Below are 13,486 nucleotides of genomic sequence, written 5' to 3' on the forward strand. Positions count from 1 at the left end.
CTTAACTGAAAGTGTACGCGGCTCTGATAAGAAGACAATACACCTTGGTGGGCTCAACCGGCCTTCAGCAGCCCCAGCACCATGTCGAGATGCGCCTGCGACCATTTGCTCAGGTCGTATTGCACGCCGCCGCCGATGATCTGGGTCAGCATGATCATGATGCCGGGCGCGATGACGATGTCCTCGATGCCGGTCAGCCGCTCCAGCGCGTCGGGGGCAAATTCGCCGCGCGCCATGCCGTGCCGGATCAGGTCGCGCAGGCTCTCGATTTCACCGCCCACCAGCTCCAGCGCATAGAACTGACCGATTTCGGGCACGCGATGGCTCTCCGAAATGATCAGTCTGAGGATGCCGAGCGTATGCTCGTCCTGTAACAGGTTGGCGTAGAAGCGCACATGCTCGTGCCGGAGCTGGTCTTCGGCGGAGCGGTCGGGGTCGAGCACGAAGTCTGCGCCTTTGATGGGGTCGGTAACATGACGGGCAACCGCCAGAAACAAATCCGTTTTGGTCGGATAATAGACGTAGATCAGCGCCTTGGAGATGCCGGCGCGTCGGGCGATGTCCTCCAGCCGCGTTGCCGCAAACCCCCGCTGACAGAATTCGTCACGCGCCGCCTCCAGGATCTGGCCCGGCCGCAGCGCCTTGGCCTGCTCACGGATGCCCAGCCGTCTGGCGACGGCTTTCAACCCGCAGGCGGTGGCGTCCTCGGGAGGGGAGGTGTGGGGTTTTGGCGGCATTGATTATTTTTAATACGCTGTTCGTTGACTGATCGGTCAATGAAACGATAAGTCTTTACGGATTACAAGTCTTCAGGATATCGCCCATGCGCGCTTTTGCCTCGGCTCCTTATGTTTCCACGCTTTTCAAACGTTCGGCTTCCCGGCTTTTGCTGAGCGGTGTTCTGGCCCTGTCTGTGGCGGCGTGCTCCGGTCAGAAGGGAGAGGCGGAAAAGAAACCCGCCGAAGGCGCGCTGGTCGAAGCGACCGTAGCCAGTGAGGCCGTTGCCCCTCTGGTGGTCTCCGGTGCCGGTACGGTTGCCGCGTGGCAGGAAGCGCCGATCGGGGCCGAGGTCGGCGGTCTGACCGCCACCGCCGTGCTGGCCGACGAAGGCCAGTATGTGACGCAGGGCCAGCCGCTTCTGAAGATGAACGACGCGGTGCTGCGCGCCCAGCTTCAGCAGGCGCAGGCGGGCGTCCAAAGCGCGAAGGCGCAGGCGGTCGAGGCGCAGCGCGCCTATCAGCGCTACAAGGAACTGTTCGATAAGGGCTATGCCTCTCAGGCCGCGCTGGATCAGAAGGAGGCGGCCTACAAGACGGCTGCCGCTCAGGTGGCGACGGCCGAGGCCAGCGCCGTGCAGGCCCAGACCCAGCTGGATCGCGCCGTGGTGCGCGCCCCGGTATCCGGTCTGATCACGGCGCGCACGGCTGTGGCGGGTCAGATCGTGGCCCCGGGCACCGAGCTGTTCCGCATCGTGCGCGACAATCGCATCGAAATGAATATGGAAGTGGTCGAAACCCAGCTCAGCGCCGTCAAGGCCGGTATGAGCGCCACCGTCACCGGCGAAACCGGTCAGAGCGTCACCGGCACGGTGCGCGTCGTGACCCCGGCGGTCAATCAGCAGACGCGGCTGGGCTATGCCCGCATCAGCATCCCCGCCAATGCCGGGTTCAAGCCGGGCCAGTTCGCGCGGGCCTCCATCACGGTGGGCGAGCAACCGGCGGTTCTGGTGCCACAAAAGGCCGTCGTCTATCAGCAGAACCAGCCGGTCGTCTTCGTCGTCGGTGCCAGCAACAAGGTGAGCGGCCGCAAGGTCAGGACGGGCGACCGCCGCGGCGACCGCATCGTCATCGCCGAGGGCGTGCGCGCCGGTGAAAAAGTGGTGACCAGCGGGGCGGGCTTCCTAGTCGATGGCGACGCGGTGCGCGTGGCGAAAACCACCGTCCCCGCCGGTGCCGAAAAGGCCGGGGGCCAGTAATGAACAGCCCCGTCACGCCTCCCACCCGCGGCAGCATCTCTTCGTGGTCGATCCGCAACCCCATCCCGACGGTCCTGTTCTTCATCGTCATGACCATTGTCGGCTGGGGTGCGTTTCAGGCCCTGCGTATCAATAATTTTCCCGATATCGACCTGCCGGTGGTGACCGCCACCTACATCCAGTCAGGCGCGGCCCCGACGGAGCTGGAAACCCAGGTGACGCGGCGCGTCGAAGACGCCGTCTCCGGCATCGGTTCGGTCAAGCACATCACCTCCTACGTCAATGACGGGGTGTCCACGACCGCCATCGAGTTTCAGTTGGGGGTCAATCTCGAAAAGGCGACCAACGATGTGCGCAATGCCGTGGCCCAGATCCGCTCGGACCTGCCGGCCGACGTGCAGGACCCGATCATCCGCCGCGAAGAGGCGTCGGGCGAGGCCCTGATCAACTACATCATCCGCGGCGACGGCCTGAACCCTGAGCAGTTGTCGTGGTTCGTCGATAACGACATTTCCAAGAAGATTCTCGCCAATAAGGGCGTCGCCAAGCTGACGCGCATCGGCGGGGTGACGCGCGAAATCCGTATCCAGCTTGATCCGGCGCGTCTGGCGGGTAAGGGGATTACGGCGGCCGAGGTGTCGAACCAGTTGCGCGCCACCAATGTCAACCTGCCCGGCGGGCGGCTTGAGGTCGGCGGGGCGGAGCAGTCGATCCGTACGCTCGGCAATGCCGGTTCCGTCGATGCCCTGCGCGAAACGCGTATCGCCCTGTCCAATGGCGGTTCCGTGCGTCTGGGCGATCTGGGGCAGGTCATCGACACCTGGGCCGAACCGCGCGAACGCGCGCGTTTCAACGGCAATGAGGTGGTGGGCTTTGCGGTCTATCGCTCCATTGGCTCTTCCGAAGTCGATGTCGCCGAGTCGGTGCGCAAGTCGATGGACGCTATTCGTAAAGCCCACCCGAACATGGTGATCGAAGAGGTGACGGCCTCGGTCGATTGGGTCAAGGAAAGCTATCTGGCCTCGATGGAAACCCTGCTGATCGGGGCCATCCTCGCCGTGGTGGTGGTCTGGCTGTTCCTGCGCGACCTGCGGGCGACCTTCGTGTCGGCCATGGCCATGCCCATGTCGCTGCTGCCGACCTTCTTCGTCATGTATGTGCTCAACGACTCGTTCAACATCGTGTCGCTGCTGGCCCTGTCGCTGACCATCGGTATTCTGGTCGATGACGCCATTGTGGAAATCGAAAACATCGTCCGGCACATACGCGACGGCAAAAAGCCCTATGAGGCAGCGATCGAAGCCGCCGACGAAATCGGTCTGGCCGTGGTGGCGACGACGGCCACCATCATCGCCGTCTTCGCGCCGGTCGGCTTCATGCCGGGCATTGTGGGGCAGTTTTTCAAGAGCTTCGCTGTCGCGGCCTGCGTTTCGGTCTTCTTCTCGCTGGTGGTGGCGCGGACCCTGACCCCGTTGATGGGCGCCTATCTGATGCGCGCCAATCCGGGCAAGGAACACGACGATCCGTTCTGGATGAAGGGCTATCTGAGCAGCCTGAGATGGGGGCTCGAAAGCCCCTTCTACTGGCGCACGCTTCTGTGGACGCTGGGGATCACGCTCGGCGGGCTTCTGCTGCTGCTCGGTGGGGCAGAGTTCGCTACCAAGGGGGCGGGCCTGCTGCTGGGGGCGATCGGTCTGGGCGTGCTGGTGGGCGGTCTGGGGCTTGGCCTGATCAGCGGGCGCGCCGTCGTGCACGCGCGCTGGCCGCTGGGGCTGATGTTACTGGCGTTTGCGGCGCTGGCGCTGTTCATGCTGGCCGGACCCTTCCTGCCGCCGCCGCCAACAGCTCCGGCAGCGCCACCCAAGGGCATAGGTGCCTTTATCGGGGCCGGGATCGGCTTCGCTATCTTCGCGGCCCTGGCCTACGGCGTGTGGACGCTTCTGCGCAAACACGGGGGTGACGGCATGAAGATGCGCTGGGGCATCCTCATGGCCGGTATCGGCTTTTTCGTCCTGTCGATCTTCATTTCGACCAAGCTGCCCGGCGAATTCATCCCGGTCGGTGACAACGGGCGCTCCTTCCTGTCCATCGAAATGCCGCCGGGCACGCGGCTGGATGAGACCGACGCCGTGGTCATTTCGATCATGGACGAGCTGAAAAAGCGCCCGGAGGTCAAGAGCGCCTTTGCCTCGGTCGATCTGCGCAAGGCCAGCCTGACCATCAACCTGATCCCGCGCCACGAGCGCAAGCTCACGCAGCAGCAGTTTGAGTCCGATTTCAACACCTTCGTGGCGCGTTATCCGGGCGTGCGCGCCTCCTTCGGTCAGGAGGGCGGCGGGGGCGGCATCGTCTCCTTCACCCTGGCGTCGGACGATCCGCAGGCGCTGGAGCAGGCGTCGCGCGAACTGGAGCGGCAGATGCGCGGATTGTCCAGCCTGCGCAACGTCTTCTCGACCTCCAACCTGTCGCGGCCCGAAGTGCTGGTGACGCCCAAGGCCGATCAGGCGGCGCTGATGGGCGTATCGTCTCAGGCCATTTCTCAGGCGGCGCGTGTGGCGACGGTGGGCGACTTCGACCAGATCCTGGCCAAGTACAATATCGGTGACCGTCAGGTGCCGATCCGCGTCCTGATGGATACGCAGGCCCGCACGGTGGTGGACACGCTGGCCGAGCTGAAGGTGCCGACCAATCACGGTGTGGCTGTGCCGCTGGAGGCGGTGGCCGATGTGCGCTTCGGCTCCGGCCCTATCCAGATCACCCGCATTGACCGCTCGCGTACCGCCACGGTGAAGGCCAACCTGCCCGACGGGGTGCCGGCCGGCGTGGCGCAGGACGCCGTGCGCAACCTGCCGATCATGAAAAACCTGCCTGCCGGGGTACAGGAACTCGTCACCGGCGATCAGGAAAGTCAGGCCGAACTGGGGCAGGGCTTCGGCGTCGCCATCGGGACGGGCATCATGCTGATGTATGTGGTGCTGGTGCTGCTGTTCCGCAGCTTCACCATCCCCATCACCATCCTGACGGCTCTGCCGCTGAGCTTTGGCGGAGCCTTCCTGCTGCTGCTGGTGACGGGGAAGTCTCTGTCCATGCCCGCCCTGATCGGCCTGATCATGCTGACCGGCATTGCGGCCAAAAACTCGATCCTGCTGGTCGAATATGCGCTGGAGGCCATCAATCGCGGTATGCCGCGCATGGACGCCCTGATGGACGCGGCGCACAAGCGGGCGCGACCCATCCTGATGACCACCGTGGCCATGGGGGCGGGCATGTTGCCCATCGCCATCGGCTGGGGTGCCGACGTCGCCTTCCGCGCGCCGATGGCCATTGCGGTGATCGGCGGACTGATGACCTCGACGCTGCTGTCGCTGCTGTTTGTGCCGGTGGCCTATACGCTGGTCGATGATTTCGCGCAGTTTCTGGGGCGGCATACGCGCAAATATTTCCGCGCCCAGAAGGAGACCGATCCGGAAACCGTGGCGGGGGAATAAAGCCCTACATCTCCCTGGCTATGCCGGGGAGGGGGACCGCACGATGCGGCAAAAGCCGCTGAGATGTGGTGGTGGGGTGTCTAGAGCGAAATGACTTTAGGTGGAAACGTCATTTCGCTCTAAATTTTTGTTTTGTCGCGATGTTTTTGCGGAAAACCGCTCACACTTTTCCGCACATCGCTCTAACCCCGATCACAGACGCTGACGACCTATCAAACAAGGTTAGCCTTGCGGTTCAATGTCCACCCCACCCCCACGCCCTGCGGGCGCGGTCCCCCTCCCCGCCAGCGGGGAGGTGTAGTCAGGCCTTAGCTCCGTCGGCGATCAGGAAGTCGCGGATCGAGTCGGCGGACACGTCTTTGGCTACAAAGGCTTCGCCGATCCCCTTGACCAGCACAAAGACCAGCTTGCCGCCCTCGGCCTTCTTGTCGTGGCCCATATGGCGGATCAGCGTATCCGCATCAAAGGCCGTGTTGCGAATCTGCGTCATCTGCGTCGGCAGGCCTGCCCTGGCAATGGCCGCCACGGCGCGGTCGGCCTCGGCCTGCGCACACAGGCCCATGCGCGCCGAATAGCGGAAGGCCATGCCCATGCCGATGGCCACGGCCTCGCCATGCAGCAGGGTATCGCCAAAGCCCAGCTCGGCCTCCAGCGCGTGACCGAAGGTGTGCCCCAGATTGAGCAGGGCGCGTTGCCCGCCCTCGCGTTCGTCGGCGGCGACGATCTCGGCCTTCATCTCGACCGAACGGCCCACGGCGTGCTCAATGGCCGCCGCTTCCAGCGCCAGCACGGCCTGATCATGGGCCTCCAGCCACTCGAAAAAGGCCTTGTCGCCCAAAAGGCCGTACTTGATCACCTCGGCATAGCCGCAGCGGATTTCGCGCGCCGGCAGGGTGGCCAGCACGTCGAGATCGCACAGGACCAGACGCGGCTGATGGAAGGCCCCGATCAGGTTCTTGCCCTTCGGGTGGTCGATGGCCGTCTTGCCGCCGACGCTGGAATCGACCTGCGCCAGCACGGTGGTGGGGATCTGCACGAAGTCGATGCCGCGCATATAGATGGCCGCCGCAAAGCCGGTCAGGTCGCCGATAACGCCGCCGCCCAGTGCGATAATCACGTCCTTGCGGTCCAGCCCCGCCTCGACCAGACCGTCGGTCAGGGCCTTGAGGCCCTCCCACGACTTGGTTTCTTCCCCGGCAGGCAGGGTCAGGATCTGCGCGGCAATGCCTTCGGCCTCCAGCACCTCTTTCAGGCGTCCGGCGTGCAGCGGCCCCACATGGGTGTCGGTGACGATCAGGGTGCGGCGGCTTTTAAGAAAAGGCAGGACACGGCGACCGGCCGACGCGATCAGACCGGCGCCGACCTCGACCTCATAGGGGCGGAAATCGCCGCCGGATACGGGGAGTGTGGGCATTATTTCGTTTCCAGAAAGCGCTTGAGCGCGCCGATAACCAGTTCAACGCTCTTGCCGTGCGACTGATCGCCGGTATCGACCGTAATATCGGCCCTGGCGTAGAAGGGGTAGCGTTTGGCCTCGTGCTCGCGCAGGACCTCCATCGGGTCGCGGTCGCGCAGCAGTGGGCGATGGCTGCGGTTGGCGACGCGCCGCGCGATGACGCGCAGATCGGTCTTCAGCCACACGGTGACGGCCTTTTGCCGGATGATGTCGTGGGTGGCGGGCTGCACAAAGGCCCCGCCGCCGGTCGCCAGTATCTGCGGCCCATCGTCAAGCAGGCGCGCAATGACCTTTTGCTCGCCGTCGCGGAAACCGGCCTCACCAAAGGCGGCAAAGATGTCGGAGACGCTGAGGCCTGCGGCTTTTTCGATCTCTTCGTCGGCGTCGCGGAAGGGTACAGCCAGCGCGTCGGCCAGCCGTCGGCCCACCGTGGTCTTGCCCACGCCCATCAGCCCCACCAGCGCCACCGGGCGCGGCAGGATCAGACGCGGTTCAGTCGGTTTCGAGGTCTCAGGCACGACGCGCGCGCCCCGTGCGCGGAAAAACGATATGCATGGAGGTGCTTTACACGATGTTGGCCCGATTTAGCCAGTCATAAACCAAATTGCTTTGATAGTGCCCAAGATCGTCCCAAGGACGGCCAATCGCCCCCGTTTCGAAAGCCAGACCATGCGTCCCGATCCGCTCACCGCTTTCTTCCAGATGCTCAGCGTCGAACGTAATGCCTCACCGCGCACCTGCGAGGCCTATGGTCAGGACCTGCTCGATCTGCGCAGCCATGCCGGGGTCGATGCCGAGGGGCTTTTGACCCTCAGCGAAAGCCATATTGCCGGGTTTTTTGCGGCGCTGGATGCGCGCGGACTGGCTTCATCGACGCTTCAGCGCAAGCGCGCCGCCGTGCGGCAATTCTATCGTTTCTGTGTACGCGAAGGGCTGAGCGACATAGACCCCAGCCGCAAGATCGCCGCCGCCAAAAAAGGCCGGCCCCTGCCGAAAATCCTCAGCCGCGAAGAGGTGGACGCCCTGATCGCCGCCGCCGACGCGAAGGACGCGCATCAGGCCATCCGCCTGCAATGCCTGATCGAGATCGCCTATGCCTCAGGGATGCGGGTGTCGGAAATCGTCGCCCTGCGCCTCGATGCCGTGCAAAAGGACCCGGCCTATCTGATCGTCAAGGGCAAGGGGGGCACGGAGCGGCTGGTGCCGCTCAACCAGTCGGCACGCACGGCGATCAAGGATTATCTCGATATCCGGCCGCTGTTTCTGGGAGCGAAAGACAAGGCCAACCCCTTTCTCTTCTGTTCGCGCGGGGCGCAGGGGCACCTGACGCGCCGCCGGGTGGGGCAGTTGCTGGACGAGGCGGCGCTGGAGGCCGGGATCGACCCGGCGCGCGTCTCGCCCCACGTCCTGCGCCATGCCTTTGCCACCCACCTGCTCGAAGGCGGGGCCGACCTGCGCGTCGTGCAGACGCTTCTGGGGCACGCCGACATCTCAACGACACAGGTCTATACCCACGTGGCCACCGAACGCCTCAAAGAGGTGGTCGAAACGCACCACCCGCTGTCGAAACGCCGATTTGGGTGAATCATTTCGCGCGCGGCGTCCGGTCCGGGCATATTGCCCCCTGAGCCGACTTAAGCTAAACGCCAAGGTTTGTAACGGAAACCGAGTCCCCGGAAGATCATGCGCCATTATCTCGAATTCGAACGTCCGATCGCCGATCTGGAAGCCAAGATCGAGGAATTGTCGGCCCTGTCGTCTTCGGGGGGGGCTAATCTCGACACCGAAATCCGCGCCCTGCGCGAACGCACCCAGGTGCTGATCAAAGAAACCTACGATCGCCTTGAGCCGTGGCAAAAGACCATGGTCGCCCGCCACCCGGAGCGCCCGCATCTGGTCGATTATCTCAATGGCCTGATCGAGGATTTCGTCGAGCTGCGCGGGGACCGCAAATTCGGCGACGATCAGGCGATTGTCGGCGGTCTGGGGCGTTTCCGCGGGCGGTCTGTGGTCGTGATGGGCCACGAAAAGGGCCACGACACCAATTCGCGCCTGCGCCACAATTTCGGCATGGCGCGCCCGGAGGGCTACCGCAAGGCGGTGCGCCTGATGGATATGGCCGAACAGTACGGCCTGCCGGTCATCACCTTTGTCGATACAGCCGGGGCCTATCCGGGCATCGGGGCCGAGGAGCGCGGTCAGGCCGAGGCCATTGCGCGTTCGACCGAGCGCGGCCTCACGCTGAAGGTGCCGTTTGTCGCCACCGTCACCGGTGAAGGCGGGTCGGGTGGGGCCATCGCGCTGGCAGCCGCCAACCGCGTGCTGATCCTTGAACACTCGATCTATTCGGTCATCTCGCCGGAAGGCGCGGCCTCGATCCTGTGGCGTGACGGCTCGCGCGCCAAGGACGCCGCCGATCAGATGAAGATTACCGCCACCGACCTGCTGAAACTGGGTATCGTCGATCGCATCATCGAAGAACCCGCCGGCGGCGCGCACGCCGACAAGGACGCGGCGATCAAAAAGGTCGGCGATGTGGTGGAATCCGAGCTTCAGGCGCTGGACTACCTGTCGCCGGATCAGCTTGTGGCCCAGCGCGCCGAACGCTTCTACAAGATCGGCCAGACGGGACTGGTTTAACTCAGAACCCCACCGTCTTTGGCGCATCGCCTTTGGCAAAGGTCAGGCTCTTGGTCACGCCGTTGAGGCGCACATTGACCAGTCCGACGCCGGTTTTGCGCGAGTTCGGGAACAGGCCATAGGCGACCGTCACGGTCTTCGGAACGCCGTTCAGCTTGCCTTTAAAGGTGAATTGCAGGTCGTCGCCCCAGGCTTCGTAAGCGAAAAAGTCGAGCCTCTGACCATTGATCGTGAAGGCGTTGCGCAGGTGGGCTTCCAGCGCCTTGAGGGCATCCGGATCATCCACGGAGGGTTGCGCGTCGGGGGCCAGCTCGACCAGCTCCGGCTCGCTGTCGTGCGCCGACAGGGTATGTGTCACCGTCACTGCGCCGTCCGGGGCGATTTCCACCACGCTTAGCGTGTGATGGCCGCGATGGGCCAGTGCCGGAGAGGCGAGCATCAGGGCCGCCCCTCCCAGCAGGAAACCGCGTCGGATCACTTCTTGTCCGCCTTTTTGGGCTGGGTCTTCAGGCTGTCCGGCGTGACGACCAGATCGTCGTCCTTCATGCGGTTGGGGCCGTCTTCGCCTTCGCGGACCTCAAAGCGCTGTTCGTCGATCTTGCGCGGGAAGGCGTTGTTGGAGACATCGGCGTCCGCCGTTTCCCACAGCGGGTCGATGACCGCCTGTTTCAGCGTTTTCAGCGTCGCGTACTGCCACGTCACCTGACGCGGATCATAGCGCCAGACCTCGGCCGGGATACGCACGGTTTCGGAGGTGCCGTCGGTGAAGTCCATCTTGAGGATCACCGGCATGACCAGCCCGCCCTTGTTACGGAAGGTGAAGTTGTAGAAGTTGTCCTTCACCGCCAGCGCCTCTTTCAGGTCCGGGTCGATGTCCTTTTGCAGGTCGGCATACTTCTTCTTCTCCTTGACCGTGGGTTCCCACTTGTCGTCGGTATTGTAGTAATCGACCGTGGCCGGATCGGTCTCAACGACCGTCTTGCCGGTATTGCGCGCGGCGGTCAGCGAGTCGGGCTGCGCGTCGTCCTGCACTTTTTCCCAAGCCTTTTCGACAACCGGGTCGCGGGTATTGAGGCGGGCCTTCTTCACATCGGCCAGCTCTATATCCACGTGGTCGGTCGAATAGAACCAGCCGCGCCAGAACCAGTCGAGATCGGTTCCCGATGCCTCTTCCATTGTGCGGAAGAAGTCATAGGGGGTCGGACGCTTGAACTGCCAGCGGCGCGAATATTCCTTGAAGGCGAAGTCGAACTTTTCGCGCCCCAGCACGGTTTCGCGCAGGATGGTCAGCGCCGCCGCCGGCTTGCCATAGGCATTGTTACCGAATTGCGGGATCGATTCCGAATTGGTCATGATCGGCACCTGATTCTCGCTCAGCATGTACTCGACCATCGACTTGGGCTCACCGCGACGGGTGGGGTAGTCCTTGTCCCATGCCTTTTCGGCCTGAAACTGGAGGAAGGAGTTGATACCTTCGTCCATCCACGTCCATTGACGCTCGTCGGAATTGACCGTCATCGGGAACCAGATGTGGCCGATTTCGTGGATAACCACGCCGATCAGGCCGTACTTGGCGCGTTCCGTATAGGTCAGCTCCCCCGTCTTCTTGTCCTTCACCGGGCGCGGGCCGTTGAAGGTGATCATCGGATATTCCATGCCGCCGACCGGCCCGTTGACCGACTGCGCCGTCGGGTAGGGGTAGGCGAAGGCGAACTTGCCATAGACGTTCAGCGTGTGGGCGATCGACTTGGTCGAATAGGCGTCCCACAGCGGGCGCGCCTCCTTCGGGAAGAAGGACATGGCCATCACGGTGGGGTGCGCCGGGTCGGCATTCTTGACACCTATGGCGTCCCAGATGAATTTGCGCGACGAGCCGAAAGCGAAGTCACGCACATTGTCGGCCTTGAACTTCCACGTCTTGGTGCCCGTGGCCTTGCCTTTTTCGGCGGCGGCGGCCTCATCGGGCGTGACGACATAGACCGGGGCCGCCGCCGTCTTCGCCTCCGTGAAGCGCTTTTGCTGCGCCGGGGTGAGCACTTCGGACGGGTTGAGCAGTTCGCCGGTGGCGGAGACGACGTGATCAGCGGGGACAGTCAGCTCGACCTCATAGTCGCCGAATTCCAGCGTGAACTCGCCCGACCCGATAAAGGCCTTGTTGTGCCAGCCTTCATAGTCCGAATAGACGGCCAGCCGCGGGAACCACTGCGCCCCCAGAAAGATGCAGTTGCCGTCTTCGCCCGGCTTGGTGAAGCATTCATAGCCCGAACGGCCGCCAACCACCTTGGTTTCGGGCAGGGGCACGCTCCACGACACCGTAAAGGTCAGGCTCTCGCCCGACTTCAGCGGCTGCGCCAGATCAATACGCATCAGGGTGTCATTAAGCGTGAAGGGCAGGGCGCTGCCGTCGGCGGCGGTGACCTGCAGGTCGTTAAAGCCGCCTTCCCACACCTGCATGCGCTTGACGCGGCGCACTTCGCCCACCGAAATCTCTTTCGACGGCGACACGGTGTCGGTCAGTTGCGCGATCGAGTCGCGCTTGTAACTGTTCTGATCGAGCATCAGCCACAGATAGCGCAGCGTATCGGGCGAATTGTTCTTGTAGGTGACGGTTTCCGAAGCCGTCAGGGTGCGCGTCGCTTCGTTCAGCGAGGCCTTGATGCGGTAATCGACCTTCTGCTGCCAGTAGCGATAGCCCGGCTCACCGGCGGCGTTACGGTAATCGGTGGGCGTTGGCCATTCTTCGCCTTCCAACTGACGGAACTTGTCCTCAAAACGGCCCTTGGTCTGTTCGACCGGATCGGCCAGTGCGACGGAGGTGACGGCCGGCAGGACGAAGACGCACGAAGCGAGCAGCAGCTTTTTAAACACGGATGACCCCAGCGAAAACGATAAGCGGACGGGCGGGCGGTTTTTCGCACCCCCCAGTGCCACAAAAAAGTCTTTATACGTTCCTTTTGAAACGAATTTTGCCGGATGCGCAAGCCTAATCCGCCGCCCCTGTGCGCAAAGCGAACGGCGGAGTGGGGGCTTAAGCGCCGGTCTTCTCGCCGGTGGCGGCGGCCAGCGCCTTTTCCATCGTCACCTGATGCGGATAGGGGATGTAGATGCCCGCCGCGCCGAATTCTTCCTTGACCGATTTCAGCACATCGGCGCGCACCTGACCGTGCTGAGCCACCGTCACCTGCGCCGTCACCTTAAGCTGCACGCCGTTGTCGGTGAAGTTCTCGACCCCGGCCCAGACGTCCGGCGTGGACAGGGTGCCGGGGTGCGACGCGGTGACTTTTTTCAGAATGGACAGGGCCTTATCGAGATCGGTGGCGAAATCGACCGTCACCAGTATGGCCAGGGTGCGGTGGCCGTAATGGCTGATATTGATGATGCGGTCGGAAAAGATCTTGGCATTGGGGATATAGACCTTGTGGCTGTCGCCATTGGTCAGCTCGGTCGAAAACAGGCCCAGCCGCCCGACGGTGCCGGTCACGTCACCAATCGTCACCGTATCGCCGATGCGATAGGGTTTTTGTACCAGCAGCATGATGCCTGAGGCGACGTTGGACAGCGTGCCTTGCAACGCCAGACCGATGGCCAGAGACGCCGCCCCCAGCACGGTCAGGATCGAGGTCGTCTGCACCCCCAGCCGGTTGAGGATGACCACCAGACCGACCACCATGATTAGCCACCACACCACCTGCGACAGGAATTCCGGCAGGGTGCGGTCGGCGTCGGAATGGGCGTAGCGCTTGGCCGTATTGCGCACCGTGTTCGACAGCCATTGTGACAGGAACAGGGTGAACATCAGGATCAGGGCGGCGATCAGCAGGTTCGACAGGAACTCCGAATGCTGAGTCAGGTCGTCCCAGAAGGTTTGCACATTAGCAACGAAATAGCCGAAGCGCTGCGGAATTTCGCGAAAATCGAACGTCATAT

The 13,486-nt window shown here is 63.3% G+C and carries 10 protein-coding genes; 4 read left to right on the forward strand and 6 right to left on the reverse strand.

Annotation, left to right across the window (positions count from 1 at the left end; translation table 11 throughout):
• Positions 1-53: 53 nt before the first annotated feature.
• Positions 54-737 (reverse strand): TetR/AcrR family transcriptional regulator, encoded by a 684-nt coding sequence (locus tag PQU94_RS12410; protein ID WP_272741774.1) that lies wholly within the window; start codon positions 735-737, stop codon positions 54-56.
• An 86-nt stretch (positions 738-823) separates the two neighbouring features.
• On the opposite strand from PQU94_RS12410, the gene PQU94_RS12415 reads away from it, so the two are divergent.
• Together PQU94_RS12415 and PQU94_RS12420 are read left to right on the forward strand one after the other, a co-directional pair.
• A complete protein-coding gene (locus tag PQU94_RS12415; RefSeq protein WP_272741775.1) occupies positions 824-1,975 on the forward strand; it encodes an efflux RND transporter periplasmic adaptor subunit in 1,152 nt (383 codons plus the stop codon).
• Positions 1,975-5,463 carry an efflux RND transporter permease subunit gene (locus PQU94_RS12420; protein ID WP_272741776.1) on the forward strand — a complete coding sequence of 1,163 codons (3,489 nt, stop codon included), beginning with the start codon at positions 1,975-1,977 and terminating at the stop codon, positions 5,461-5,463. The genes PQU94_RS12415 and PQU94_RS12420 overlap by 1 nt, the downstream gene beginning before the upstream one ends.
• A 301-nt stretch (positions 5,464-5,764) precedes the next feature.
• Here PQU94_RS12420 and aroB read toward each other — a convergent pair whose 3' ends face one another.
• Positions 5,765-6,880 carry a 3-dehydroquinate synthase gene (gene aroB, locus PQU94_RS12425; protein ID WP_272741938.1) on the reverse strand — a complete coding sequence of 372 codons (1,116 nt, stop codon included), beginning with the start codon at positions 6,878-6,880 and terminating at the stop codon, positions 5,765-5,767.
• Positions 6,877-7,437 (reverse strand): shikimate kinase, encoded by a 561-nt coding sequence (locus PQU94_RS12430; protein ID WP_272741777.1) that lies wholly within the window; start codon positions 7,435-7,437, stop codon positions 6,877-6,879. Before PQU94_RS12430 ends, aroB begins: the two co-directional genes overlap by 4 nt.
• A 151-nt stretch (positions 7,438-7,588) precedes the next feature.
• On the opposite strand from PQU94_RS12430, the gene PQU94_RS12435 reads away from it, so the two are divergent.
• Together PQU94_RS12435 and PQU94_RS12440 are read left to right on the forward strand one after the other, a co-directional pair.
• Entirely contained in the window at positions 7,589-8,503 is a 915-nt protein-coding gene (locus tag PQU94_RS12435) for a tyrosine recombinase (protein WP_272741939.1), read from the forward strand.
• Between the two features lie 96 nt (positions 8,504-8,599).
• Positions 8,600-9,559: an acetyl-CoA carboxylase carboxyltransferase subunit alpha gene (locus PQU94_RS12440; protein ID WP_272741940.1), complete on the forward strand. Its 960-nt coding sequence runs from the start codon at positions 8,600-8,602 to the stop codon at positions 9,557-9,559.
• Position 9,560: 1 nt separating this feature from the next.
• Here the strand turns inward: PQU94_RS12440 and PQU94_RS12445 are convergent, their stop codons facing one another.
• From PQU94_RS12445 to PQU94_RS12455, 3 genes are all read right to left on the reverse strand, one after another.
• Complete coding sequence (locus tag PQU94_RS12445; RefSeq protein WP_272741778.1) at positions 9,561-10,037, reverse strand: DUF6702 family protein; 477 nt, start codon at positions 10,035-10,037, stop codon at positions 9,561-9,563.
• Entirely contained in the window at positions 10,034-12,427 is a 2,394-nt protein-coding gene (locus tag PQU94_RS12450) for a M1 family metallopeptidase (protein ID WP_272741779.1), read from the reverse strand. The genes PQU94_RS12445 and PQU94_RS12450 overlap by 4 nt, the downstream gene beginning before the upstream one ends.
• A gap of 160 nt (positions 12,428-12,587) precedes the next feature.
• Complete coding sequence (locus PQU94_RS12455; protein WP_272741780.1) at positions 12,588-13,484, reverse strand: mechanosensitive ion channel family protein; 897 nt, start codon at positions 13,482-13,484, stop codon at positions 12,588-12,590.
• Positions 13,485-13,486: the final 2 nt, after the last annotated feature.

Origin of the sequence: Asticcacaulis currens (genome assembly GCF_028550395.1) — a bacterium.
Lineage (GTDB): Bacteria > Pseudomonadota > Alphaproteobacteria > Caulobacterales > Caulobacteraceae > Asticcacaulis > Asticcacaulis currens.